This is a genomic window from Candidatus Acetatifactor stercoripullorum (assembly GCF_944382095.1).
GTDB lineage: Bacteria > Bacillota > Clostridia > Lachnospirales > Lachnospiraceae > Acetatifactor > Acetatifactor stercoripullorum.
Genome location: NZ_CALWMU010000044.1, coordinates 1 through 25,925, shown reverse-complemented (window position 1 = coordinate 25,925; position 25,925 = coordinate 1). Strand labels below are relative to the sequence as shown.

20 protein-coding genes are annotated in these 25,925 nt (G+C 47.9%); 19 read left to right on the top strand and 1 reads right to left on the bottom strand.

What is annotated here, in order from left to right:
* Positions 1–391 precede the first annotated feature (391 nt).
* The 9 genes from SHK35_RS12020 (at position 392) to SHK35_RS11980 (ending at position 10,985) form a co-directional block, all read left to right on the top strand.
* The gene (locus SHK35_RS12020; RefSeq protein WP_318709958.1) at positions 392–1,036 is read left to right on the top strand and encodes a hypothetical protein; all 645 of its coding nucleotides are present in this window, start codon (positions 392–394) and stop codon (positions 1,034–1,036) included.
* Positions 1,030–1,941 (top strand): hypothetical protein, encoded by a 912-nt coding sequence (locus SHK35_RS12015; protein ID WP_318709957.1) that lies wholly within the window; start codon positions 1,030–1,032, stop codon positions 1,939–1,941. Before SHK35_RS12020 ends, SHK35_RS12015 begins: the two co-directional genes overlap by 7 nt.
* 257 nt (positions 1,942–2,198) lie before the next feature.
* Positions 2,199–4,079, top strand: a complete 1,881-nt coding sequence (uvrC, locus tag SHK35_RS12010; RefSeq protein WP_318709956.1) for an excinuclease ABC subunit UvrC — start codon at positions 2,199–2,201, stop codon at positions 4,077–4,079.
* Positions 4,080–4,195: 116 nt separating this feature from the next.
* Positions 4,196–5,620, top strand: a complete 1,425-nt coding sequence (locus SHK35_RS12005) for an ABC transporter substrate-binding protein (RefSeq protein ID WP_318709955.1) — start codon at positions 4,196–4,198, stop codon at positions 5,618–5,620.
* A 92-nt stretch (positions 5,621–5,712) separates the two neighbouring features.
* Positions 5,713–6,669 carry a carbohydrate ABC transporter permease gene (locus SHK35_RS12000; protein ID WP_318709954.1) on the top strand — a complete coding sequence of 319 codons (957 nt, stop codon included), beginning with the start codon at positions 5,713–5,715 and terminating at the stop codon, positions 6,667–6,669.
* Complete coding sequence (locus SHK35_RS11995) at positions 6,666–7,511, top strand: carbohydrate ABC transporter permease (protein ID WP_318709953.1); 846 nt, start codon at positions 6,666–6,668, stop codon at positions 7,509–7,511. Before SHK35_RS12000 ends, SHK35_RS11995 begins: the two co-directional genes overlap by 4 nt.
* Before the next feature lie 81 nt (positions 7,512–7,592).
* A complete protein-coding gene (locus tag SHK35_RS11990) occupies positions 7,593–9,419 on the top strand; it encodes a sensor histidine kinase (RefSeq protein WP_318709952.1) in 1,827 nt (608 codons plus the stop codon).
* Complete coding sequence (locus SHK35_RS11985) at positions 9,385–10,191, top strand: response regulator transcription factor (protein WP_318709951.1); 807 nt, start codon at positions 9,385–9,387, stop codon at positions 10,189–10,191. The genes SHK35_RS11990 and SHK35_RS11985 overlap by 35 nt, the downstream gene beginning before the upstream one ends.
* Positions 10,188–10,985: an amidohydrolase family protein gene (locus tag SHK35_RS11980; protein WP_318709950.1), complete on the top strand. Its 798-nt coding sequence runs from the start codon at positions 10,188–10,190 to the stop codon at positions 10,983–10,985. The genes SHK35_RS11985 and SHK35_RS11980 overlap by 4 nt, the downstream gene beginning before the upstream one ends.
* Here the strand turns inward: SHK35_RS11980 and SHK35_RS11975 are convergent.
* Positions 10,982–13,291: a helix-turn-helix domain-containing protein gene (locus tag SHK35_RS11975; protein ID WP_318709949.1), complete on the bottom strand. Its 2,310-nt coding sequence runs from the start codon at positions 13,289–13,291 to the stop codon at positions 10,982–10,984. The genes SHK35_RS11980 and SHK35_RS11975 overlap by 4 nt on opposite strands.
* 267 nt (positions 13,292–13,558) lie before the next feature.
* Here SHK35_RS11975 and SHK35_RS11970 point away from each other — a divergent pair, with 267 nt between their 5' ends.
* The 10 genes from SHK35_RS11970 to SHK35_RS11925 all read left to right on the top strand — a co-directional run bounded on the left by SHK35_RS11970 (position 13,559) and on the right by SHK35_RS11925 (position 25,812).
* Positions 13,559–14,548 carry an ABC transporter permease gene (locus tag SHK35_RS11970; protein ID WP_318709948.1) on the top strand — a complete coding sequence of 330 codons (990 nt, stop codon included), beginning with the start codon at positions 13,559–13,561 and terminating at the stop codon, positions 14,546–14,548.
* Positions 14,549–14,563: 15 nt separating this feature from the next.
* A complete protein-coding gene (locus tag SHK35_RS11965) occupies positions 14,564–15,433 on the top strand; it encodes a carbohydrate ABC transporter permease (protein WP_318709947.1) in 870 nt (289 codons plus the stop codon).
* A 117-nt stretch (positions 15,434–15,550) separates the two neighbouring features.
* Entirely contained in the window at positions 15,551–17,176 is a 1,626-nt protein-coding gene (locus SHK35_RS11960; protein ID WP_318709946.1) for an extracellular solute-binding protein, read from the top strand.
* A 44-nt stretch (positions 17,177–17,220) separates the two neighbouring features.
* On the top strand, positions 17,221–20,343 hold the full coding sequence (locus SHK35_RS11955; protein ID WP_318709945.1) for a glycosyl hydrolase: 3,123 nt from the start codon (positions 17,221–17,223) through the stop codon (positions 20,341–20,343).
* Positions 20,336–21,535 carry a mandelate racemase/muconate lactonizing enzyme family protein gene (locus SHK35_RS11950; protein WP_318709944.1) on the top strand — a complete coding sequence of 400 codons (1,200 nt, stop codon included), beginning with the start codon at positions 20,336–20,338 and terminating at the stop codon, positions 21,533–21,535. The genes SHK35_RS11955 and SHK35_RS11950 overlap by 8 nt, the downstream gene beginning before the upstream one ends.
* On the top strand, positions 21,525–22,484 hold the full coding sequence (locus SHK35_RS11945) for a 2-hydroxyacid dehydrogenase (protein WP_318709943.1): 960 nt from the start codon (positions 21,525–21,527) through the stop codon (positions 22,482–22,484). Before SHK35_RS11950 ends, SHK35_RS11945 begins: the two co-directional genes overlap by 11 nt.
* 159 nt (positions 22,485–22,643) lie before the next feature.
* Positions 22,644–23,108, top strand: coding sequence for a hypothetical protein (locus tag SHK35_RS11940; RefSeq protein WP_318709941.1), 465 nt, complete (start codon positions 22,644–22,646; stop codon positions 23,106–23,108).
* A gap of 62 nt (positions 23,109–23,170) precedes the next feature.
* Positions 23,171–23,362, top strand: a complete 192-nt coding sequence (locus SHK35_RS11935) for a hypothetical protein (protein ID WP_318709939.1) — start codon at positions 23,171–23,173, stop codon at positions 23,360–23,362.
* Positions 23,359–24,084, top strand: a complete 726-nt coding sequence (locus SHK35_RS11930) for a hypothetical protein (RefSeq protein WP_318709938.1) — start codon at positions 23,359–23,361, stop codon at positions 24,082–24,084. The genes SHK35_RS11935 and SHK35_RS11930 overlap by 4 nt, the downstream gene beginning before the upstream one ends.
* 474 nt (positions 24,085–24,558) lie before the next feature.
* Positions 24,559–25,812 carry an ATP-binding protein gene (locus tag SHK35_RS11925; protein ID WP_318709937.1) on the top strand — a complete coding sequence of 418 codons (1,254 nt, stop codon included), beginning with the start codon at positions 24,559–24,561 and terminating at the stop codon, positions 25,810–25,812.
* The last annotated feature ends 113 nt before the right edge of the window (positions 25,813–25,925 follow it).

Sequence of the window (25,925 nt, the reverse complement as noted above, 5' to 3'; positions counted from 1 at the left end):
GCAAATATGCTGGTTTCATCGGTGTGGGATATTGAGTTACCCCAAAAGAATCGTAGTGCTAAATCCTAAAGACGGGCAGGAGACAGATAAGCCGCAGGACAAGCAGGATCCGTCGGTAGGACTTTTTTCCGGCGGAAAAGTGGATTGATAAAGAAAGGGAAGCAGCGCGAAGCTGCAGAAAGAGACGGCACAGTTTTTGACTGTGCCATTTCCTTTTTCAGAAGCGATTCTTGCTTTCGGCGAATTTTCTTTGTATAATTATATTAAACAAGCTGTAGTATTTTCTAATGAATAATAAAGAAAGGTCGTGATGCCATTGCAGAAATAAAGGAAGATGTGGAAATGATATAAAAGGACAGAATAGAAATTTAATTGCAAAGGGGATTTAAAAATGAGAAAAGGGAAAAAAATAATAGGATTATTGATTTTGTGTGTTTCTTTAAATGCTTCTACTGTTAAGGCGGCAGAAAATTCAGGAGATTCTTCAGACAGATCAGTTGCTGAGATGTCTCAAGAGGAGTTGCGATCATATTATAAAGTAGATGAAGCGGCAGTCAAATATGGAATGGATGCGGAGGAATTAACAAATGCTATCTATGAAGGAATACATTCCGATAGATTTTCTCCGTTTTCTGAGGTGGCTTCTGTCGATGCGACAGAGGGAAATTATGAATATGTAAAAGAAAGAGGTTTGCAGAGAACAGTAATAGCATATAATCAGGATTCAACAATGTATTTGGAGACTGGCAATCCTTGTGCAAGCGGTAATTACCCATATTTAGGCTGCGTAGCTGTGCATAGAAAATCAAGTACTGATGCAACGCCTGTTATTCCTTTTGGAACCAAAATATATTATGAAAATGATTCGGTAAATATAGGCGGCATTAATTTTGAGTCTTTCATTGTAGAGGATACAGGAGATAAAAACTATAACAGAAGTTATTATTGGACAGACGTTTATGGTGGAGCTAATACGCAGGAAAATTATAATATGGCGATCCAATATGGGGTAAGAAAGGTGGATATTTCGTGGTAAAATGGGGAAAAGGGGGAAAGGCATGGCTTGCGGCGGCAATTCTTTTACTGCTGATTCTCCTTTTGGCTGCTGCTTTTGCCATGACAGGAAATGAGGAACAAAGCGCAGAGGAGCAGCGCTTTGGTATTACCATGAGGCAAGCCTGGGAGATCGCGGATGCCGCAGCAAAGGAATGGTCTGACGATGCGGTTGTCATAAAGATTATCAGCACGGACTATGGGGACGATGAAAATCCAGAAAACGGCATAAATGGGCGCAGGAATTGCTGGACCTTCGTTTTTCACAGTGAAAAAAAGGGAAAAGAATATGATATGTATGTGAGAGACGGCGAGGTTTCTATGCCAAGTGAAACCGTCACGGGCGTTTATGCCGGGATTGATATGGAGAGCATTCAGATAGATTCCGACGATGCCTTTTTGACGGCGTATAATCAGGGATTTACAGGCGGCGTGGACTGGGCTTTTGGCTATCACTATATGCTGCAGTACTATATGACTGCAAACGGAGAGCCGCAGCTTTTGATGAAGGTCAGAGGGATCAATCGGGATGGAAGAGAAGCCTTGCTAAGTCTGGATCCTTATACCGGAGAGATTATTTCTGTAAGTGAAAAGACAGGGTACGACGAAGATGGACGTTCTGTCTGGGACACATCAGACCATTTGGGGGAAGCACCGGAGGAAAACAGCGAATATGTCGATATGTCCAGAGAAGAAATTATGGAGGAATTTGAGGTATATAAAAATGCGAAAAAGTACTACATGGATCCAGAAGAGCTGACGGATGCCATTATCCAGGGACTGAAAGGAGACAAATTTTCCCCCTTTTCCGAGACGCCTGTCTATGAGAAGGAGGAGTGGGAAGCTATGATGACGCAGCGTTACGGTGACGCATGGGAAAAATGGTAACAGCCATAAATATATAAAAAATATTGATAAGAAAGGCTGGGAGCTTATTTATAGGTTCTCAGCCTGCTTTATTGCTATTACTGATATACGCTTGAATAAATATTATTTTGCATTTGGGGTAAAAGGCCGCAAACTGGCAGCGTGGAGGAGCATAACTTGAACAGTTTCCCCATCCTTGCTATAATGAAAAAAATTCGGCTGATGCAGCTGAATTGAAATAGAAGCCAGGAAGTACAGGCAGTATAAAGAGGTCGGATATGTTTCAGATAGAGGAAGAATTAAAAAAGCTCCCCCATAAGCCGGGAGTGTATATCATGAGAGATGACAGAGACGTCATTTTGTATGTGGGAAAGGCTGTGGACCTGCACAACAGAGTGCGCTCTTATTTCCGGGAGAATATCGGCAGGGGCCCCATGATCGACAAAATGGTGTCCTTAATTGCGCGGTTTGAGTATATTGTAACGGATTCGGAGCTGGAGGCCCTGGTGCTGGAGAATAATCTGATCAAGGAGAATTCTCCCAAATACAACACTCTTTTAAAGGATGACAAGACTTATCCTTATATCAAGGTGACTGTGGGGGAGGAATATCCCAGAATTCTGTTTTCCAGAACCATGAAAAAGGATAAGTCAAAATATTTTGGCCCTTATTCCAGCGCTTCGGCGGTGAAGGATACCATTGAGCTGCTGAACAAGCTGTTTTTTCTTCGGACCTGTAACCGCAGTCTGCCCAGAGATATCGGCAAGGACAGACCCTGCCTGAATTATCATATCAAGCAGTGCCTGGCTCCCTGCCAGGGCTATGTGAGTAGGGAGCAGTACAGAGAGCAGGTGGATGCCGCCCTGGAATTTTTAAACGGCAATTACAATGTAATTTTAAAGGACTTGGAAGAGAAAATGAAAAGCGCTGCAGAGGCTATGGCCTTTGAGGAGGCTGCAAGGTACAGAGACCTTTACAACAGCGTCAGCCAGGTGGCCCAGAAGCAGAAAATCACAGAGGGCGTGGGGGAGGACAAGGATATCATTGCGCTCTATCAGGATGAGACGGAGGCCGTGGTGCAGGTATTTTTCGTGCGGGACGGAAAGCTCATCGGCCGGGAACATTATTATATGACAAATGTGTCAGAAAACAACAAGCCGGGCATTCTGGAGGATTTTGTGAAGCAGTTTTATGCGGGAACCCCCTTTATCCCAAGAGAGCTGATGCTGCAGTATGAGATCGCCGATGGAAAGCTCATCGAAAAGTGGCTCAGCGAAAGGCGGGGAAGCCGGGTGTATCTGCGGGTGCCCAAAATAGGCAGCAAGGAAAAGCTGGTGGAGCTGGCCGCTCAGAACGCAAAGCTTATTTTGAATCAGGACAGGGAGAAGCTAAAGCGGGAGGAGGGCAGAACCATCGGCGCGGTGAAGGAGATCGCGTCGCTTTTAGGCCTTCCCGGCATTGACAGGATGGAAGCCTATGACATTTCCAATATCAATGGCTTTGAAAACGTAGGCTCCATGGTGGTATATGAAAAGGGAAAGCCCAAGCGCAGTGATTACCGGAAATTTAAAATAAAAAGCGTGTCCGGGCCTGACGACTACGCCTGCATGCGGGAGGTGCTTACCAGGCGCTTTCTCCACGGCATGGAGGAAAGCCGCCTGCTGCAGGAAAAGGAGCTGGATCAGGAGTATGGGAGCTTTACGAAATTTCCGGATCTTCTGCTCATGGATGGAGGCCGGGGACAGGTGAATATCGCCCTGTCGGTGCTGAAGGAGCTTAACATTTCCATTCCGGTGTGCGGTATGGTGAAGGATGATAACCACAGAACCAGAGGGCTTTATTTTAACAATGTGGAGCTTCCCATAGACACCCGCTCCGAGGGCTTTAAGCTGATTACCAGGATTCAGGACGAGGCTCACAGATTTGCCATTGAATACCATCGTTCCCTGCGCAGCAAGGGACAGGTAAAGTCTGTTCTGGATGACATTCCGGGAGTGGGACCAGCCAGAAGAAAGGCCCTGATGAGACATTTTAAGTCTCTGGAGGATATCGGGAAGGCTTCTGTGGAGGAGCTTTTACAGCTTCCGGAGATGAACCGGGGCAGTGCGGAGGCGGTGTATGACTTTTTTCACAAAACAGAGGACGTTTCTGCAAAATGACAGAATTTTAAACAAACCCCTCACTTTTTTTTATTGTTGCTTTTCAAAAGGAAAATTATAATAAAGTTATCAAAAAACCAGCGCGCGCATCACACAAGACAACAGGAGGAGCAAAAGTGAAAAAGCGAGTGAAAAGTAGCAAAGTCAAAAAGTTGACTGCATTGATTCTGACGGCTGGCATGTGCGTTTCTCTGGCGGCCTGCGGAAGCGGCACGGACGAGCAGAGCGCTCAGGAGAATGCGCAGACAAGCGCAGCTTCCACAGAAGCTGCTCAGACGCAGACGGAAAGCCAGGGCACAGAAGCAGCCCAGAGCACGGATGCAGCTTCGGGCCAGGGAACGTCCCTGCGGATCGCATGGTGGGGAAGCCAGGAGAGACACAACGACACCATTGAAGCGCTGGATCTGTACGCCGAGGAGACGGGATCGGAATTTACCTATGAATATACAAGCTGGACAAGCTATTTTGAGAATCTGGCCACCCAGACGGTAGGCGGAAACCTGCCGGATATTATTCAGATGTCTACCACGGACATTATCAATTATTCCCAGAATGGCCAGATTATTGACCTGCAGCCCTATGTTGACGACGGCACCATTGATGTTACCAATATAGATGAGAGCAGCTTAAGCGGCGGCATGGTGAACGGCCAGCTGGCAGGCTTTACCACAGGAAGCAATACCATTGCCGTATTCTACAACACAGAAATTTTCGATCAGGCAGGCGTTGCCTATCCTTCTGATGACTGGACCTGGAGTGAATTCTTAAGCACGGCAAAGGAAATCTATGATGCAACGGGCATCCAGACGGAGATTCCTTTTCTCTCTGAGGCGCGCTGGGCGGTAGAGGCTATGGTGCGCAGCATGGGCTATGATTTCTTCTCTGAGGACGGAACTTCTCTTCCCTGGGCAGAGGATGAAGCGGTAGTGACTGCGGTTGCTAATACTATCCAGAGCATTTATGAGGGAGTGCAGGAGGGTTATCTGGTTGACCCTGAGGTGCAGGTGGCGTGGTCCGCTACGGAGGATTACTATATTTCTCAGGGAAATGCAGCAATGTCCCTGAATCTGAGCAATTACTATACGGTTTACAGCCAGGCTTTGGGCCAGGAGCTTGGGCTTGCCATGGTTCCACAGATGGATGAGGGAACCCAGACAGGAATGTATTTAAATCCCAATATGTATTGGAGCATTTCCGCCAACTGTGAGAATCCCCAGGCGGCTGCGGCGGTAATCAATTATCTGATTAATGATGAAACGGCTGCGAAGCTGATTGGAACAGACAGAGGCATTTCCTTATCCTCCGCTATCCGGGATATGATGGCTACTGATGCGGAGACAGATGTTTATACGAAAAATTCACTGGAGTATGTGAACAGGGTATCCGCTGTGGTATCCTCCACAAATCCGGCCGACCCTGTAAATTCCGCAGAGCTGATCAGTGTGCTGAAAAACGATTATGTGGCGGTAATGTATGGCGAAATGACTGCACAGGATTGTGTGGCAGATTTTATCGCACAGGCGGCTTCCATCCTTCCATAACAGAGGCTTTGGAAAGAAAAACTGTGTAAGGGGGAGCTTCGGCTCCCCTTTCTATTGCAGAAAATGCGGAAAGGAAACGGGATATTAACACTATGGAAAAAGTATCTTCGCTCAGGACGAAGCGCAGGCGACGCTCTGGCAGCAGCTGGATAGGCTACCTGTTTATCGGCCCATGGCTGATCTGCTTTCTGGCGTTTACAGCCATTCCCTTTGTGGCGTCCTTCTTTTTATCCTTTACAGAATACAATATGCTGTCGGCCCCTAAGTTTATAGGGCTTGAAAACTATATTGAAATGTTTACGAACGACAATCTTTTTTCCACCTCCATGGGAGTGACCTTTCAGTTTGTGTTCGTCTCCATACCCTTGAGACTGATTTTCGCTCTTTTGGTGGCCATGATTTTAAACCGGAAATCCAAGGCGGTTCCCTTTTACCGGGTGGTATATTATCTTCCCTCCATACTGGGCGGAAGCGTGGCGGTGTCCGTTATGTGGAAATACTGCTTTTCCAAGACGGGCGTGGTCAACACCTTTTTAAACGCCTTGGGAATTCCCAGCGACATCAGCTGGATTTCCAATAAGGACACGGCTCTGTGGTGCATTATACTGCTTTTTATCTGGCAGTTTGGTTCTCCTATGCTGATCTTTTTATCCGGCCTAAAGCAGATTCCCCAGAGCTATTATGAGGCGGCAGTGGTAGACGGGGCGGGTCCTGTGAAGAAATTTTTCAAGATCACGCTGCCCCTGCTGAGCCCCATCATTTTCTTTAACCTGGTGATGCAGATGATCGGCGGCTTCATGGTGTTCTCCCAGGCAATGATCATTACGGACGGCGGTCCCATGAATAGAACGCTGGTGTACGCCCTGTATCTGTACCGGCAGAGCTTTAAGTACTATAAGATGGGCTACGGCTGCGCCATGGCATGGATTCTTTTGGTGATTATCGGATTTTTTACGGCTTTGGTATTCAAATCCTCCAGCGCATGGGTATTCTATGAAAATGAACTGTTTGAAGGAAAGAAGAAAAAGAAGAGGAGGAAGGAGAAATGACACAGTATAAAAGAGCGGCCAATACGGTAGTCTTTCATGTGGTGGTATGCGCCATAGGCTTTGTAATGATCTATCCTCTGATCTGGATGTTTTTCAGCTCCTTTAAGGAGAGCAGCCTGGTGCTGTCCACAGTGGACGAGCTTTTCCCAAGGGAATGGCGGTTTGACAATTATGCAAAGGGCTGGTCAGGCTTTGGAGGCACCACCTTTACCACCTTTTTTAAGAATTCCCTGATCGTTACCATCATCTCTGTAGTGGGAAATGTGATTGCCTCCGCCATGGCAGCCTATGGGTTTTCCAGAATCCGCTTTAAGGGAAGGGGCTTCTTTTTCATTTGTATGATGATTACCATGATGGTGCCAAGCCAGGTGCTGGTGGTGCCCCAATATATCATTTTTAACGGCCTGGGCTGGGTAAATACCTTCCTGCCCTTAACGGTGCCGGAATGGGGAGGAAGAGCTTTCTTTATTTTCCTCATCATGCAGTTTATTGCGGGCATTCCAAAGGAGCTGGATGAAGCGGCGGAGATCGACGGCTGCGGCAAGATCAGGCTGTTTACCCAGATCATGCTGCCCCTGATCAAACCCGCGCTTGCTACCTCGGCAATCTTTTCCTTTTACTGGAAATGGGACGATTTTATGGGCTCTCTGCTTTACCTGAACACGCCGGAGAATTATACGGTTTCTATTGCTTTAAAGTTATTCAGCGATCCTACCAGCGTATCCGATTACGGCGCTATGTTCGCTATGTGTGTGCTGTCCCTTCTGCCGGTGATTATTTTGTTTTTGCTTACCCAGAGATATATTGTGGAAGGTATTTCTATGTCTGGACTGAAATCCTGAGCAGGTATATACTAAAGGAGGAGAAAGCAGGAGGGGATGCGCAGGGTATAAGGGGAAAGGAAAAACGGGAGGGAATATCTCGTGGAAAAGAAACGCCGAAGTATCGTTCAGAGAGTTTCCTGGATACTGATCTGGACGTCAGTGCTGAGCTTTGCGGGAGGCTGTTTTGCCCTTTCCCGGCTGGAAGCGTCCAACACAGAATATATCTATCAGCTTACGGGAGAGCTGCTGGGCGGCAGCGTCCGTGAGCTGGAGGAGAGGTTGGAAGACATACAGGATACACTGTATGGCTTGGTAGTATCCAGTGAAATACAGGAGGCCGGAAGTCTGCTGATCGGGGACGGGGAGGAAAGCCCTTCCGCCCTGGAGCAGGCTTCGGGCCTGAATGTGATTGTGGACTCCATCCAAAACGGCATACGATCTGATCAGGCCATTGTCTGCGCCAACTTCCTATACGGAGAAGGGCTGGTGCGGGTGGCGGCCTCCACAAGCTACTGCAGGCTTTCTGAGGAGGCGGCGGATGCGGTGGAAGAGCAGGCCCTGGCGGCTTCAGGCCAGAATGTGTTTTTGGATGGGGAGACGCTCATGGGGGAGGAAAACCTTCTGATTATCGCCAAGCAGCTGAGGGAGAGAAAAAATCTTTCTCTGGCGCACATCGGTGTGATCGTGCTGTTTGTGGATGTGGAGGAGCTGGGAAGAGCGCTTACGGACGCCCATGACGGCATATTTGTCCTCCAGGGACAGGACGGGATGCTGGAATATGTGCTGAATGACACGGAGGGGCTGATGGAGGAGCAGGATCTGACCCGGCTCTGGGAACGGGAAGCAGGCTACAGCATTGAATACTTAGGCGGCAGAAGCTGGTTTATGGTGAGCTTTGGCGCAAGCGGCGAATTTTTTTCCTATACGCTCTTAGAGCCTTATACAGAGCTGTTTGCAGATGTACGTCAGGCCTTTGCCATTTACGCAGGCATTTTTGCCCTGTGCAGTGTGGCGGCCATGCTCATTGCCTTTTTATCCACCCACCGGGTCACCAGGGATATCAAGCTGTTTATCCAGCATATCAGTAAAATATCGGGTGGAGATACTGCCCAGCTGCCCATGTATGAAAGGCAGGATATCCATGACAAGGATGTATATGCCCTGAAAGGAGCCTTCAACAAAATGTCCGCCCGGATCAATGAGCTGGTGCGGGATAATTATATGAAGCAGCTTTTGGTGAAGGAGACCCAGCTGAGGGCCCTGCAGTCCCAGATGAATCCCCATTTTCTTTATAACACCTTAAATTCTCTGTACTGGATGGCGAAAACGGCAGAAATGCCTGCAGCGGCCGACATGATCAGCAGTCTGGGGATTCTGCTCAGAGAGGCCATCAGCGATGAGGAATTTGTGATCACCATAGACAGGGAGCTTGATATTGCATGTCATTATTTTATTATACAAAAGCATCGCTATGAGGACAGGCTGGAGGTAAAATTTGATGTGTCGGAGGAATGCAGCAGTCTTGTGATTCCAAAGTTTACCCTGCAGCCCCTGGCGGAAAACGCCATTGCCTACGGTCTGGAATGTATGCTGGGAACCTGTACGGTGGAAATCCGCATTTTCTTAGAAAGAGAAGCTTGTATCTGCCAGGTGCGAAACACGGGGCCGGGGCCTGAGGAGGGGCTTTTGGATAAGCTGAAAGCGGGAATTGTAAAGCCCAAGGGAAATGGAATCGGGCTTATGAACATACAGCAGAGGATTCAGTCTGTATTCGGGGAAGCCTATGGAGTGGATATCTTTCGTGAAGGGGAAGAAACAGTGGCACAGATCAGGATGAGCTGTATTTCCCTGGAGGAATACAGAAGCAGCGCTGCGGCGGGAGGAAAACCGAATGGGAAACGTATACAGAATGATGGTGGTGGATGATGAGCGGATCGTCAGGGAAGCCATTGCCTCCCATATCCGCTGGGAGGATCATGGAATTACTGTGGTCAAGACGGCGGCAAACGCCGTGGAGGCTTTGGAATATTTTCAGGAAAACCCGGTGGATCTGATTCTGGCAGATATTAAAATGCCGGTGATGGATGGGATCGCTCTGCTAAAAAGAGTAAAGGCCTTGCGGGAGGATGTGGATTTTATTATTCTAAGCGGCTATGCGGATTTTGGCTATGCCCAGGAGGCGCTGCGCGCTGGGGCCAGAGATTATCTCCTAAAGCCGCTGGATGAGGCGGCGCTGGTCAACGTGGTCTTAAAGTGTAAAAACGATAGGGAGGGGAGGCAGTTTCTGTCGTCTCTTTGGCAAAATCCTGCGCTGTCCCGAATCCTGCCAAAGAAGGAGCAAGGCAGTCGCTATTCCCAGACCATACAAAAAATTTTACAGGTGGTGCAGGAGGAAATTTCCAACGAGGAGCTGAGCCTTAAGTGGATATCTGCCCAAAAGCTGTTTCTCAACGAAAACTATTTAAGCAAGGTATTTCAAAAGGAGGTAGGACAGAAATTTTCCGCCTATCTTCTGGACAGGCGAATGATGCTGGCTATGGAAATGCTGGCAAGGGACGGGGATGCGCTGATTCTGGATGTGGCCAGAGCGGCGGGGTTTGGAGAAAATTCCCAGTACTTTTCCAGCAGCTTTAAGAAATACACGGGATATACTCCCACAGAGTACAAAAAATATATCAAGGAGGCAAAAGATAAATGACCAAGGAAATTATTGATTTTCACACGCACCCCTATCTGACAGAGCCTGAGAATGCGTGTATGTACAAGGGAAGCCTTTGTCTGGCACCCGGCGAGGCGGAGGCTGACTTGAAAAGGGCGGGAATTGGGCACATCTGTGGCTCTGTCATTGAACCGCAGGGCTATTGCCTGAAGGACGGCTTTGCTGGAATCAGAAGGCTGAACGAGCAGGCGCTTAAAGTAAAGGAGCTTTACGGAGATTTTTATACCCCCGGTTTTCACATTCATCCGGCCTTCGTGGAAGAATCCTTAGAAACCCTGGAATGGATGCACGAAAAGGGCTTTCGGCTGATCGGAGAGCTGGTGCCTTACATGCACGGCTGGAAGGAGGCCGGCATGGATTATGCAAGTGAAAATCTCCGGGAAATATTAAAAAAAGCTGCAGAATATCAGATGATAGTCAATTTTCATACCATGTCAGAGTGGCAGGAGCAGATGGAAGCCATGATCGCCCAAAATCCCCAGGTAACCTTTGTGGCTGCCCATCCTGGAGACAGGGATGACTTTTTAAAGCATTTGGAACGTTTAAAAAAATATGACAACATTTATCTGGATTTGTCCGGCACGGGGCTGTTCCGGTACGGAATGCTCCGGCATGGGATAGAGACTGTGGGAGCGGAAAAATTCCTGTTTGGCACGGACTATCCCATCGTCAACCCGGGAATGTATGTGGAGGCTGTGCGCTTTGAGCACATTTCCGAAAAGGACCGGGAAATGATTTTTAGTGAAAACGCAAAAAGGCTTTTATTTAATTAGGAGTCAGGCTCTCCAGGCTTTTGGCCGGTTTTTTTAGCGGACAGATATTCCCGGTATTCGCTGGGGGTCTGTCCGGTAAAATTTTTAAACTGCTTTAAAAAGCCGTGCACTCTGGGATACCCGGTAAGCTCCCCTACCTCTGAGATTTTTAAGGAGTAGTCTCCCAAAAGCTCGCAGGCCTTTTCCATTCGTATTTTGGTCAGGTATTGCTTGATACTGCTGCCTGTTTCGCTGTGGAAAATCCGGGACAGGTGGGTGGGGCTGTAGAGGAAAATCTCCGACAGCTCCGGGATGCTGATGTCCTTTTGATAATTTTTCTCCAGGTATTTTTTAATGCGGCCGGATAAGAGCTGTTCGGAGTTTGCTTTTCGGTAGGCAATCTGGGCCAGAATATTTTCCATCAGCCCGTGGAACCATAAAAGGATGCCCTCGCCGGACAGGGAAAGAAGCTCCGCATAGTGGCTGGGTTCCTCGGCAAAGCCTCCCGTAAGACCCGATTCCCGGGCGTATTTTATCAAAGCGCCGTAAAGCTGCGCCAGAAGGTAGGTGCGGGAAATTTTGTCGTTCTTTGTCTGGGGGAGGATAAAATGCAGCATATTTTTCAGGCATTGATCCGCCTCCTGGGGATTTCTGTTTTTTAAGGCGGAGATCAGATCCGCCTCCAGGTCGTAAGGATATTTGGCGCTTTCCGAGGAGTGCAGCAGGATATCCTCATAAGAGATCAACAGGCCGTCTGACCAAAGACCTAAGGCCAGCGCCCGTCTGGCGTTGGCGCAGGAGGCATGAATCTTGTACAAGGAGACTTCCACGCTGCCGATGGCGATGCTCTCAATATGTTTTTTCTCTGCTTCAAACAGCTCTTCTATTTTCCGGCCCATGTCATGGGCCGTTTTTTTGTCCTCCAGCGTACAGATTACGGCAATTTCGTTTTCAAAGGAGCTGCAGATCAGACAGTCTTTTGTATTGGGAAAGACTGTTTCCAGCAAATTTGCCAGATAGGTGGAAAAGGAATGCAGCTGCTTTGGCTGGTATTTTTCACCGCTCAAGGTGTCATATTCGTTAATTCTCACCAGAATGGCGCAGACGGGCACATCTGTCGGAAGGCTTATACCAAAATAGGAAAGGTTCCGGTCGATTTCGTCGGTATCTGTGATAATGCCGCCCAGCAGGGATACGAGAAAGTTATTCCTCAGGATGGGCTGGCTTTTTTCCAGACTCTGCTGTATGGTTTCGTTTTCCGTCTGCAGGCGGGTGATTCCCCTTTCAATGTGCTTCAGGACGTCTCCCTCCGGCCGGGAGGAGCGCTCAGCCGGAGCCTTCCCGGAGAGCTGCCTTGCGATAGCCGCAAGAGGCGCGTTCAGCCGCCGGGTGATCATTCTGGAAAAGAAAACGGCGGTGAGGAAGCCGATCATAAGGCTGCCTGCAGAAAACAACAGAAGGGTATAGATTTCCTGATACAAAATATCCGTATGGACGAGACTGTAAAATTTCCAGCCTGTGTCCTGGGAATCAATGCAGGAAATCAGCAGTCTGTCTTGTCCCAGAGTAAGCTCTCTGCTGCCTGTATCGGGCAGAGCGTTAAAAATATCGTTACCCGCCTGGATATAGGGAAGTCCGTTTTGGGACCAGGCTGCCAGGATACCCTGGTGGTTCATGGCCAGGTAGGCCTGCTTATTTGTGGAAATGGAATTAAATACCTCTGTAAATAAGGAGGCATCCAGATTTACAATCAAAACAGCCTCCAGAGCGCTGCCGCTGTACTTTAAAGGCTTGATTATGCTGAAAAGGGTTGCGCTGCGGCCGGATGTATCGCGGATGGTCCGGGGCGTATTCCAGAGAGAGCTGATATCCACCAGGTTCAGATTTTCCAAAAAATCCCGGTCATAGAAATCCTGCGTGGGAAGGAAGCCTGTATTTGCCATATATACCATGTCCTTTTGGGGATAGTAAATAAGGATCGAGTGGATAGAATCTATACTGATCATGAAATTCTGAAACTGGGTGGAGACATCGGACATCACTTCGATGTCCTTTTTTTCATAGTAGGCAAGAAAATCCCGGATTTTCTGATTGGCGATAAAGTGTGACGTCATGTTGTCTACATAGGTGAATACGGTATTTACGGAATTGCCAAACTGGGTGAGAAGAAGCTGATTGTCCCGGATGGTGTTGGATCTGAGCACATACATGGAGATCAGGCTGATGGTAATGCCGGTAAGCCCCATAAACATCAGGATCAAGGATAAAAAAGACCGGAAAAGCCTGCCGGTGAAGCTGTCCTGTTTTCTTGCGCGCTGTATGAACATATCCTTATCCTCCCGTGGTGCTGCAAACAATTTCTTCCTTAATTTATTATAGCCTTTTAAGCGCGTCCAAACAAGCGATGGACAGGAAAATGAAGGTTCTGTTAAAGAATGGGCGTTTTGTTAAAGGGATGAAAAAGGACAACAGGGTGGATTTGTTAAGCTCAGGTCAAACTGTGAAATTGCGCAGGAGTAACAGGGAGAGTACAATTTCCTTACAGCAGAAATCCACAAAAAACAACAAAAGAAACCAGAAAGGAGAGTGGGCATGTGACAATAGGCAGACGTCAAAAAGCAAGTCCCAGGACCAAAACCTTTGGAACCTACTTGAAGGGAAATTATGATATGTATCTGATGCTGTTAATTCCATTGGCATTTTATTTTATCTTCAAATATGTTCCTATATATGGCCTGGTGCTTGCCTTTAAGGATTACAATTTTCAGAAGGGAATCTGGGGAAGCCCCTGGGCGGGCCTTGAGGTATTTGAAAAGCTGTTTCGGGACAGGATGTTCTGGCTGGCAATCAGAAATACCTTGTTTTTGAATCTGATTTCCCTGCTGGCGGGATTTCCGATTCCTATTATATTTGCTTTGCTTTTAAATGAAGTGAAGCATTCAAAATTTAAGAGGGTGGTGCAGTCCATTTCCTACCTCCCCCATTTTATTTCCTGGGTTATCTTTTACGGTATTATCGTAGCCCTCACTGCGGAAAATACGGGAGTAATCAATATTCTTTTAAAGAACACGGGTTTTGAACAGCAAAGCTTCCTGACGAAAAGAGGCTCCTGGCTTTTTATCTATATATTTTCCAGTATCTGGAAGGAAACGGGCTGGCAGGCAATTCTTTATCTTTCCGCTCTCTCCGGGATTGACCAGGAGCTGTATGAGGCGGCGGAGATTGATGGCGCCGGAAGGTTTAAGCGAATCTGGCATGTGACCCTTCCGGGCATACGCAGCACCATTGTCACCATCCTGATTCTGGAAATCGGGAAAATTATGACCATTGGCTTTGACAAGCCTTATCTGCTGGGCAACAGCATGGTGAGCGATATGTCTACTGTTTTAAGCACTTATATTTATACCATGGGTATTTCCAAAGCGCAGTACGCCATGACAACCGCTGCGGGCATGTTCCAGTCAGTAATCAATTTTGTGCTGGTAATCGGCTCAGATAAAATCGCAAAGCTTTTAGGAGAAGAGGGGCTGTTTGCCATGAAGGTGAAAAAAATAAACAAGCCGGCCAGAAAGCGCAGGCGGTAAGAAAGGAGAGAGAGTATGAATTCCCACAGAAAAAACGCAAAGGGCTTTGACATAATTAATGCGGTTTTGATGGTAATACTCAGCGCCATGTTTCTGTATCCGGTGATTTACATCATATCGCTGTCTTTTTCTGACTCTTCGGCAATTATTGAAGGGAGAGTGCTGCTGTTTCCGGTGGAATTTACCACTGCGGCCTATGAAAGGCTGTTTCAGGACAGCTCCATTATCAATTCCTTTTTCTTTACGGTGCGCATTACGGTGTTTGGCGTGCTCAGCAGCCTGATTGCCACAGTCATCGCCGCATATCCCCTCTCCCGCAGCCATTTGCGGGGTTCCGGGGTTATCATGAGACTGATTGTGTTTACCATGTATTTTAACGGGGGCATCATTCCAACCTACATGGTGATACGGAACCTGGGACTGTTTAACAGTATGTGGTCCCTGATCCTGCCCAATCTGGTGGACACCTTTCTCTTGATCATTATGATCAATTATTTCCGGGGACTGCCTGTGGAGCTGGAGGAGGCCGCCAGAGCGGACGGCTGCTCCAATTTTAAAACCTTTTACCGGATTTTTCTTCCGCTTGCGAAGCCGGCTGTGGCCACGCTGACAGTTTTTTATTCGGTGGCTTATTGGAATACTTTCTTTAACGCATTACTGTATATTCAGGATCAGACAAGACTGACTCTGCAGGTAAAGCTTTATCAGGTCCTGAGTATGTTTTCCGACGCGCTTGATCCGGCGGCCGGCGTAGACGCCAGCATTATACCGGAAAATTTAAAGGGCGCAACGGTGGTGCTGGCAGTGCTGCCCATCATCTGTGTGTATCCCTTTATGCAGCGCTATTTTGTAAAAGGGGTTACCGTGGGGGCTGTAAAAGGGTGACGGATCAGATGCTGAAAGGAAAGGAGGCGGAAGAGGAAAGGCTTGAAGCATAAGAAAAACAGATTGTAAAATGGGGGAAGGGAACACAGTAAATCTTATCACAACAAGGAGAAGCGTATGAAAAAGAAGAAAATGTTATCATTGCTGCTGTGCGGCGCGTTCCTATTGACAGCCTTAAGCGGATGCGGAAATGAGCAGGCCGGCGGGCAGGCCTCCGATACGGTGCAGAGCTCCGGTTCAGAGCAGGGCAAGGAGGAGACAGACCAGGAGGAGCCCCAGGAGCTGGTGGAGATTACACAGATCGTATGGGACAGGGGAACCATTCCCTCTGACCAGGGCACACTGGAGGACAACTGGTGGGTGGATTACGTAAATGAGCAGATGGCGCCCCTTGGCATCAAGGTAAATTATGTGATTGTGCCCAAGCAGCAGAATGAGGAGCTGCTGTCCACCATGATGGCGGCCAACAATGCGCCGGATTTGGTGCGGGTGACGGATATTTCCCTGTTAAAGTCCTTTATCACCAGCGGCGGTGTGGCCGATATGGGACCCTATATTGACGAATTTGGAGAAAACATCAAGAAGTTTTACAGTGAGGATGAGCTGGCTGACGGGCAGATCGACGGCGCACAATATTTCCTGTATCACAAGCAGAACGATTTTATGAGAACCACCTTTGTGCGGCAGGACTGGCTGGATGAGCTTGGACTTTCCGTTCCCACCAACCCTCAGGAATTCAGGGAAATGCTGGAAGCCATAAAGGCACAGGATCCCGGCGGAGTGGGAGACGCCCTGGTGCCCATGGGAATGACGGGACAGCAGTTTTTGATGTGGGATATGGTGATGCTTCCCGCTTTTCTGGATGAAGCTCCCAGCGTTGAGAAGCTGCTTACGCCCATGATTATGTGGCCCGAGGCCAAGGAGTGCTTCCGCTATCTGAACGACCTGTACAATGACGGGCTTTTGGGAGAGTTTATTCTGGATAAGGACGAGTCCCTGTTCCGCCAGAAGATCGCCAGAGGCGAGATGGCGGTATTTATCCAGAACGGGCAGTACCCTTACCACAGCGCTTACGGCAACCTTTACGACACCCTGCGGGAGAATGACCCGGATGCAAAGCTTACTGCAATCTGGCCCTGGTCTACGGAAAGCGGAGAGAATTTCTATCAGCTGTACAATATGCCTCCCACCTATAAGTACGCATGGTATATTCCTTCCTCCTGCGAAAATGTGGAGGCGGTTGTAAAATATCTCGACTGGATGTGCAGCGAGGCTGGATATATGGTAGGCTGTCTTGGCATCGAGGGAGAGGACTACACCATGGTGGACGGTGTGCCTCAGGTTACCCTGGAAGAGGGAGAGGAATCCAGAGTCACCTGGGTGGAATCTCAGTACGGCACTGTTGGAAAGCCTTACAACTCCAAGGAGGAGAAGGATAAATTTATCTTAAACTACATTAAGGACTTTAACCCGGATTATCATGAGGAGATTTTAAATACGGCAAGATGTCTGTCGGATGTGGAATATTATACGCCTACGGTGAATGCTTCCACACCGCTTACAGATGAGTATGCGGCCACCTTAAGCCAGATGCTGGACGACAATATTGCGAAGCTGGTGTGCGCGGCCCCGGGAGAGTTTGATAAGGTATTTGATGATTTTGTGGCAGATTATGCGGCGTCAGGAGGACAGGAGACTGCGGATGAGCTGATCGCGGCATACAGGGAGCTGCACGGAGAATAAAGCAGGTAAAAAGGAGCGGGAAACCGCCGAAGAAGGAGAAGCCTATGATCGCACAGTTTGAAAACCCGCCGGTTCAAAACAGAATCCGTCCTTTCTGGTTTCTGAACGGCGATGTAAAGACAGAAGAAGTGGAATACCAGATCGGAGAGATGAAAAGAAAGGGACTGGGAGGCTTCGTGCTGTGTGCCCGTCAGGGGCTTAAGACGCCCTATCTTTCCAGAGAGTGGTTTGACCTTTGCAGCTACGCGGTTTCCTGCGCAGAAAAAAACGGCCTTGAGGTATGGCTGTATGATGAATTTCCTTATCCCAGCGGAATGAGCGGCGGCGAGGTGACTTTGCAGAAGCCTCAGTCCTGCCAGCATGAGCTTGTATTTACAGACACCCTGGCTGAGGGAGGAAGGACAGTCATACCACTGGGGAAGGTGCGCAGCCTGTGCGCCATGGCGTTCCCTGTAAAAAATGGGGAAACGCTGTGGCATCAGGGCGTCGACCTTCGGGACTTCGTGGGAATTATTCAGCCGGTGGAAATTTACCAGTATAATCAGTCGCAAAGGCCGGTCTTGAATAGAAAACGTTATTTTTCTTATGATCCCCAGAAGGAGCTTTCCTGGGAGGCGCCGGAGGGCAGCTGGCGGATTCTTACGGCATCTGCAAAAAAGCTGGAGGACTTTAAATATTATGGGGATTTTATAGATCCCGCAGACCCTGGGGCGGTGGAAGTTTTTCTTGCCACCACCTATGAGAAATACAGGCAGGCCCTGGGCAGCCAATTCGGAAAAACCATAAAAGGGATTTTTGGGGACGAGACACATTTTCTGGGAGATTATTTCTGGTCCTTTGAGCTGCCCGGGTACTACCGGCAAAAATACGGAGAAGATATTCTCCCTCTGCTTTTTGGCATATGGGACAGGCGTTTTCCAGAGGCGGCAAAAATCCGTTACCGCTATTTCCAATGTATGCACGAGCTGCTTCGTGACCGTTATCACAAAAGAATTTCCGGCTGGTGCGAAAGGTACGGTCTGGAGTATGCTGCGGAAATCCCTGTGATGCGCATGAGCGGACAAAAGTACAGCCATGTGCCCGGAGGGGATCCAAACCATGATAAAATCGGCGTACCCCTGGAGGAGGTTATCCAAAGGGATTTTGCGGGGCTTCGCTCCAATACAAAGGCGATCAGCGCGATGGCCAGACAGTACGGACGCAGGGAGTGCCTGATTGAAAGCTTTCACAGCATAGGCTGGAGCATGACGCTGCAGGACGCCAAATGGCAGATTGACAGAGAGACGCTGATGGGGGCTTCCCTGCATGTGTTCCATGCCTTTTATTACACAGTGGACGGAATTACCAAGCATGACGCGCCGCCCTCTCAGTTTTTACAAAACCCTTACTGGGAGCATTATCAGAAGCTGGCGGATTACTGCGCAAGGTGCGCGCGTTTTATAACGGGAACGGAGTATGCCCCGCGGGCTGCGCTTCTTCATCCCATGACAAGCTGGTGGACCTCCATGATCAACCCCATGCTGCGCATGAAATATGTGGGCGGCGATGTGCAGGAGGAGGCTCAGGTATCCAGGCTTCTTGGGGATTATCTCTACCTGTGCAGGACTCTTATTTTCCATCATGTGGATTACGAGGATCTGGATGTGGAGACGCTTCAGGAGGCCGTGGTTGAAAATGGAGAGATCCGGGTGGGAAGAGCTACATACCGCACGGTGATCGTTCCGCCCATAAAGAATCTGGAGGGCTATGGAGCGGAGCTTTTAAAAAAATTTGTTAAAAGCGGTGGGAAGCTGATTTTCTGCGGACTTACGCCCTATGAAAGAATTGATGATTCAGATTTTCCCTGGAGCCTTGACAGCCTTGCGGAGGAAAGCTATTTTAACGGCACGGGAAAGGCGGAGCTTTCATGGCCGCTTCCCGGCCTTGGCTGTGTGTCCATGCCTGGAGGCGGGGAAAAAAGCGGCGCGGGGGAAAGACTTGTGGAGGCGCTGGAGAAGATCTGCCCCGGGGAGGCTGTGGTACGGACAGGAAAAAAGGATTTTGGGAAAATTGTATCCTGTCAGAGAACAGACGGGGACTGCCGTTATGTATTTGTTACAAGCTGCGGCGGCGCGAAGGGACAATTTGAGATATCCGCTGGCGACAGACGCTTTTTTGGAGAGCTGGATCTGGAGACGGGAGAGTGCAGAGGCTTGGGCTGTACAGACAGCATGGAACTTTCCCTGAGACCCTGGGAGAGCAGACTTATCGTCTTGTCCAGCCGGCCCCTGGAGCTGGGGGGAGAAGAAAAGCCGGGGAGTGAAACCCTTGTCCCGGTCACAAAGGAAATGGACATAAGCATCAAGGGCTTGAATGTGCTGCGGCTGGAGCGGTTTTTGTTTTCCGTAAACGGCTCCCCGGAAGGAGAGGTTTATCCCGAAACCTTTGTGGAACAGGCAAGGGCCGCTGGATTGACACAGTATCTGGGCATAGAATTTTCCGGGGGCTTTGGGCTGCCTGCAAGGCCGCGTCTGCGGCTTCCCGCAAAGCTTATTTACCGCAGTGCCTTTTTAATAGACAGGCTGCCCAAAAGGCTGTATCTGATGCGGGACGCCAGAGGAATTATGGGTGATTTTACGCTTTGCATCAACCAAAAAAGGCTGGAGCAGGAGGCATTTTGGAGGAAACGATGCTATGACCAGAATAATCTTATCTGCAATGTGCTTGATTTTGTGCGTCTTGGAAGAAATGAAATAGAGCTTTGCGTGACGGCTGGCGAAGAATGGCATGGACTCAGCGATCCGCTTTATCTGCTGGGGGATTTTGGTGTCCTTTGCCCGGATAGGATTGGGGAACAGAAAACGAAAGGCTTTTTTGACGGCCGCATGCCACAGGGGTATCCCTTTTACAGCGGAGAGATTACTTATACCTGGGAGATGGAGCTTTCGGGAAGGGAGGTATGTCTGGCTGTCCCAGAGGAGATCCGTTTTTTTGAATGCGCAAGCCTTTTTGTAGATGGAAAGCCGGCAGGAACCAGAGCCTTTGCTCCCTACAGATGGCACATCCACAGAGAGGAGGAGACGGAAAAGCTTTGCAGAATAAGTCTTGTGGTAAAGAATACCCTGATTCATATGCTGGAGGGGGCGTTCTACGACTATGAGAGAAAGGAGATCGTAAGATATGTATAAACTGCACCCGGACTTTAAGCCCTTTGTTCCGGTGAGCCAAGAGAAGCTTAAAGAAATCATGGAGCAGCCGGTGGTGGAGATAAGCCGCCTGCCAAATCCCATTGTGATCGCTTCCTGTACGGTGTATCAAAAACGTGGAAACTGGTTTTTGAAGGTGACCGGAGAGGGAGGGGAAGAGGGCATAGCCCCTTGCTCTGAAAGAGCGGAATATCTGCATCTGCTGCTGGAGCGCTTCCTAAAGCTGATTATTGGCGGGGACGCCAGGCAAATGGAAGCCTTGTTAAACAAAATATTTCTTACGGATATCAATTATAAAATTCAGGGACTTGCCTACTGGTGCTGCATTTCGTGGATAGAGGCCGCCCTGCTGGATCTGCTGGGAAAGGCGGCGGGGGTGCCGGCCACAGAGCTTTTGGGAGGCCGCAAAAGAGAGGAAATTGAATTGTATGTGGCATCGGGCAACCGCATGAATACGCCCCAGGAGGAGGTGGAGTATCTCCAGAGCCTGGTGGATGACACAGGGGCGGGGGCGGTGAAATTCAAGCTGGGCGGCAGAATGAGCAAAAACAGGGATTCTATTGCCGGACGCACAGAGGGTCTTTTGTATCTTGCCAGAAAATATTTTGGAGAGGATTTTGTGATTCACGTGGACGGCAACGGCTCCTATGATGCCGAAAAGGGAATCCAGATCGGCAAAATCGCCGAGAGCATAAACGCTTATTTTTATGAGGAGCCCTGTCCCTTTGACGATCTGTGGGACACGAAGAGAGTGGCGGATGCGCTGGAGATTCCTCTGGCCTTTGGAGAGCAGGAGACGAGCTTAAGGCGGTTTGCCTGGATCGTGGAGAACAATGCCGCCCAGGTGCTGCAGCCTGATCTGCAGTATACGGGAGGCTTTATCCAGTGTATCAAGGCGGCAAGAATGGCCCAGGCGGCGGGAATGCCGGTGACGCCCCATGTCTCAGGCGGATATGCCGCCTATAACGCGCTGCTTTTCTGCTCGGTAATTCCAAACGCCGGACATTATCATGAATATAAGGGCTTTGGGGACTTGGGAAATTATGTGCCGGAGGGCCTTATCGTAAAGGATGGAAAGGTCTGCATCCCCAAGGGAAAGGGCCTGGGAATTGACTTTTCCGGGTTTGGGCTTGGGAAAGCGGATATTGTGAAGGAGGTTAAAAATGAATATTAGCTTATTGGAGCCTCTGGGAGTATCGGAGGAAGTGATAGAAATTTATGGAAAGGCTCTTGCGGACGCAGGACATCAGTTTACCTATTATCAGGAAAAGGCCGAGGATGTGGAGGAGCTGAAAAGGAGAACCGCAGGACAGGACATTGTGATGATCGCCAATCACCCTTATCCAGACGAAGTAATCCGCAGTGCGGACCGCCTGAAAATGATCGCTGTAGCCTTTACGGGGGTGGATCATGTGGGAAGAGAGGCCTGCAGGGAAAAGGGCATTCTGGTGTGTAACTGCGCGGGATATTCCAATGAGTCCGTGGCGGAGCTGGCAGTGGGCATGGTGCTTGGACTTTATCGGAAGATCGTGGAGGCAGACGGTCTTGTGAGAGACGGGGGCACAAACCTTGGCATGGCGGGAAGAGAGATTGCGGGCAAGACAGTGGGCATTGTAGGCTGCGGCAAAATCGGTTACCGCACAGCAAAGCTGTTTCAGGCCTTTGGGGCCAAGGTGCTTGTAAACGAGCTCCAGGCAAAAGAGGAATGGAAGGCGGAAGGGCTGGAAGCGACTGACCTTGATGCGGTAATGGCCCGCAGTGATATCATATCCATCCACCTGCCTCTCTGCCAGGCGACCAGGGGCCTGATCGGGAGAGAAAAGATTGCATTAATGAAGGAGACCGCCATACTGGTCAACTGCGCAAGGGGGCCCATCATTGACAATGAAGCCCTGGCGGAGGCCCTTTCGGAGAAACGGATTGCCGGAGCGGCCATTGACGTGTATGATATGGAGCCGCCCATTCCCGAAGATTATCCCTTGCTGCATGCGCCCAATACGCTGTTTACCCCTCATGTGGCCTTCCTCACGGAAGAGGCCATGGTGAGACGGGCGAAAATAGAGTTTGACAACGTGCAGGCCTATCTGGCGGGAAAGCCCCAAAATATATGTGATACAATGTAAAGAGAGTATATATGAATTGAGAAAACGGAAGCCCCATGCTGTGCAGTCCTGGCATTGTCTGCTGCACGGCAGGGGGCTTTGGCTTTTGGGAAGATTTATTTACAATGTTTTCAGCACGTTGTACAATGAAAACATAACCAGAAAGGGGAATTTTTAGTTATGAAAAGGAAAACAAGTTTCCTTTGGAAAACCAGTATCTGTCGGAAAATACCTATTCTTTTATCCGCAGGTATTTTTGGCTTGCAGATCACAGGCTGCGCTATGGCGGCTGATGACTTGATTTACGGAACGGAAACGGTGCTGCAGGGCAGTGACGGATACAGAGAATTTACGGGGGAAGATGTCCACAGCCCGTTGATTGTATTTCCGGACAAAGAAATAGAAAGTATTTCAGAGGAATTTTACTATGAGTTCAGAGATGAAATATTTTCCCCTGTCTGTCAGATTTATTTGAAAAAGGAATACAATGCGGATGAATTTACAAAGGAAAAGGAGAGACTGGCCGCGGAGCAGCTAAGCTATGCGGACAGACGAACCAGCTGTATTTTGATAAAGACAATTTTTCCAGTGAAGCATATGTGGCTTTGGCGGATTGGTCAGACAAATACGAGTACGCCATTATAATGGAGGATGCCAGCACTATCCTGTATGTTTACCTTGAAAATATAACAAGGGATGATCTGCATATGGAAGAAACCTATTTGCCGGCCTATTTTCAGGATAATAACCAGTCAGAAAGTACAGAGGAAAGCATGACGGCAGAGCACAGAAGCTTTTACGCATTTAAAATCGGCAGTCAGTATGTGGATTGTATGGATTTGGCAGATGGCCCTTTTGCGTCCGATTCCATAGAGACGGACGGGAGGGAAAAAATGTGACTTTATTCTGGATAAGGAATGGAACAGCCTTTATAGTAATAATGTGTGTGGCGCTATGTTTACTTGGATGCGGTATTCAAATAAAAGAAAATGAAACTGTCCATCAGACTGCGGACATTCCCATTGATATGGGAATCGAATTAAGAAGTGACTTAAATGGAGATGGGGAGGAGGACAGAGTATACGTAAAAGATGTTCGGTCCGGTGATGAAGCCTATACACAGCTGGCTGCTGCTGTCGGGAACGCTTTGGTGGTAAAGGATTATATGGGATATTACAGCTCCTATTTAGCTACAGGGGATTTGTCTGGAAACGGAAAGGCGGATGTCTTATTAGTAAGATGCGATACTGGCAGTAATTACGGAGCAGCAGAGATTTCCCTGCTCTATTTTGATGATGACAACGAATGGCGGGAGTATCCCAAGAATTTTATCCATAATCCGGATATTGCGCTAAGTCAGCCTGATAAATTCGGAGATGCAGAGAATTGGTGGGATTTGGAGAGGTATATCGGAGCTACGCTGTTCCATAAAGATGGGAAGCCAATGGTTCGTTTTATCGCATTGCTGGAGGATGATATTAGTCAGGACACTGTAAAAATAATAGAGGCATCCTACCGAGATGAAGGATGGTATATCGAGAATATGGAGATTATTGATAATTATTATACGGAGAACAAGGGAGAAGATTCTACCGTGGGTACGAGCAGATACTTCCTTTAATTGTACCTTGTGTTACAAGCTTATCTTTGGCAGCTGGAGTGAATAGGAGAACGGTCGAAAAGTCATTGCTTATGGGCTTTGCGGCCGTTCTCTGCCTTGTATTGATGAGAGTTAATATATTTACCTGATACGGATTTCATTAGACATCTTGGATTTTACCTGGGGAGGAAAAAGGCAACGAACTCACATGGGCGATTTTTCTTACGCGTTTTGCCAATTCCAGAATCCATTATTTATTACAATTTGTTAATTGTGGCTTTGGCGGCAGGACTTCGTATCGGAGAATTGATGGCATCAACTTGGCCGGATATAGACAGTGATATGTTGGTATAAATGATTACACAATAAAATGGTGAAAAAGCGGTGCAAATGTGCCCTTAGATTTCAATAAAAATTTACAATATGCAAAATAAGAGGTACAATATTGAAAAAAGAGGGAGCAATATCCCATATATTTCAGTAATGGAGGCGTATATGGAGATTAAAAGAGAACGATATTTGAAAGCGCTCGTTGAGCGTATGCATAATGGCTTAATTAAAGTAGTTACCGGAATTCGAAGATGTGGTAAGTCCTATTTGATTTTTAAAATTTTCAGAGATTATTTGCTGGCTCAGGGGATTGATGAAACACATATTATTACGATTGAGCTTGATCAAAGGAAAAATAAAAAATATCGTGATCCAGATGCAATATTGGATTATATAGATACTTTAATTACAGATAAGGAACCATATTACATTTTACTGGACGAAGTACAAATGCTGGCAGATTTTGAAGAGGTATTGAATTCACTTCTTCACATTGTAAATGTCGATGTGTATGTGACCGGAAGCAATTCAAAATTTTTGTCCAAAGATATTATTACCGAATTTCGGGGAAGAGGTGATGAAATACATGTATTTCCGCTGTGTTTCAAAGAATTTATGGAAGCATATGAAGGAGATATGTATCATGGATGGGCAGAGTATGTTACTTATGGTGGTTTGCCGTTGACCGTGACAATGAGGACAGAGGAGCAGAAAATTAATTATCTGAGCAGACTCTTTGAAGAAACGTATATCAAGGATATTGTTGAGCGTAATCATATTGAAAAGATACAGGAATTAAATGATTTGATTAATATTTTAGCATCTGCAACCGGCTCGCTGACGAATCCATCTAAGATAGAGGCAACCTTTAAAAGTGTAATACAGTCGGACATCAGCCTGAATACGATTCGTCAATATCTGGAATACTTGCAGGATGCGTTTATTGTGAGTGAAGCAAATCGCTATGATGTAAAGGGCAGAAAGTATATTGGAACGCCTCTTAAGTATTATTTTGAGGATGTTGGGCTGCGGAATGCCAGACTTGGTTTCCGGCAGGTGGAAGAAACACATTTGATGGAAAATATTATTTATAATGAACTTCGGATGAGGGGATTTCAAGTGGATGTAGGTGTTGTGCAGAAACGAAGCCGTAATAAGGATGGCGGACAAGAAAAAAAACAGCTGGAGATTGATTTTGTGGCGAATCTGGGAAGCAGGAGATATTATATTCAATCTGCGTTTAGTATACCGGATAAGGAGAAGGAAGAGCAAGAGAAGGCATCATTGCTTAATGTGAATGATTCATTTAAGAAGATTGTTATAGTGAAAGATGTTATTAAGGTAAAGCATGATGAAAATGGAATAACTACAATGAGTATATACGATTTCCTTTTGCAGGAGAACAGCCTGGAACTGTAGCTGAGAGACTGCCATTTGATGGCGTCCGGATAGCGAACAGGGTTGTTTCATGAAAGATTTTTAAAAGTATAAGAAGATTTGATTTTATCGGGGGTTATACGTGTTATACAAAT

What these genes read in the sequence shown, in the direction of transcription:
- SHK35_RS12020 (WP_318709958.1), top strand. Translation starts at nt 392, where the DNA reads ATGAGAAAAGGGAAAAAAATAATAGGATTATTGATTTTGTGTGTTTCT.
- uvrC (WP_318709956.1), top strand. Translation starts at nt 2,199, where the DNA reads ATGTTTCAGATAGAGGAAGAATTAAAAAAGCTCCCCCATAAGCCGGGA.
- SHK35_RS12000 (WP_318709954.1), top strand. Translation starts at nt 5,713, where the DNA reads ATGGAAAAAGTATCTTCGCTCAGGACGAAGCGCAGGCGACGCTCTGGC.
- SHK35_RS11995 (WP_318709953.1), top strand. Translation starts at nt 6,666, where the DNA reads ATGACACAGTATAAAAGAGCGGCCAATACGGTAGTCTTTCATGTGGTG.
- SHK35_RS11985 (WP_318709951.1), top strand. Translation starts at nt 9,385, where the DNA reads ATGGGAAACGTATACAGAATGATGGTGGTGGATGATGAGCGGATCGTC.
- SHK35_RS11980 (WP_318709950.1), top strand. Translation starts at nt 10,188, where the DNA reads ATGACCAAGGAAATTATTGATTTTCACACGCACCCCTATCTGACAGAG.
- SHK35_RS11975 (WP_318709949.1), bottom strand. Translation starts at nt 13,291, where the DNA reads ATGTTCATACAGCGCGCAAGAAAACAGGACAGCTTCACCGGCAGGCTT.
- SHK35_RS11965 (WP_318709947.1), top strand. Translation starts at nt 14,564, where the DNA reads ATGAATTCCCACAGAAAAAACGCAAAGGGCTTTGACATAATTAATGCG.
- SHK35_RS11960 (WP_318709946.1), top strand. Translation starts at nt 15,551, where the DNA reads ATGAAAAAGAAGAAAATGTTATCATTGCTGCTGTGCGGCGCGTTCCTA.
- SHK35_RS11955 (WP_318709945.1), top strand. Translation starts at nt 17,221, where the DNA reads ATGATCGCACAGTTTGAAAACCCGCCGGTTCAAAACAGAATCCGTCCT.
- SHK35_RS11950 (WP_318709944.1), top strand. Translation starts at nt 20,336, where the DNA reads ATGTATAAACTGCACCCGGACTTTAAGCCCTTTGTTCCGGTGAGCCAA.
- SHK35_RS11945 (WP_318709943.1), top strand. Translation starts at nt 21,525, where the DNA reads ATGAATATTAGCTTATTGGAGCCTCTGGGAGTATCGGAGGAAGTGATA.
- SHK35_RS11940 (WP_318709941.1), top strand. Translation starts at nt 22,644, where the DNA reads ATGAAAAGGAAAACAAGTTTCCTTTGGAAAACCAGTATCTGTCGGAAA.
- SHK35_RS11935 (WP_318709939.1), top strand. Translation starts at nt 23,171, where the DNA reads ATGGAAGAAACCTATTTGCCGGCCTATTTTCAGGATAATAACCAGTCA.
- SHK35_RS11925 (WP_318709937.1), top strand. Translation starts at nt 24,559, where the DNA reads ATGGAGATTAAAAGAGAACGATATTTGAAAGCGCTCGTTGAGCGTATG.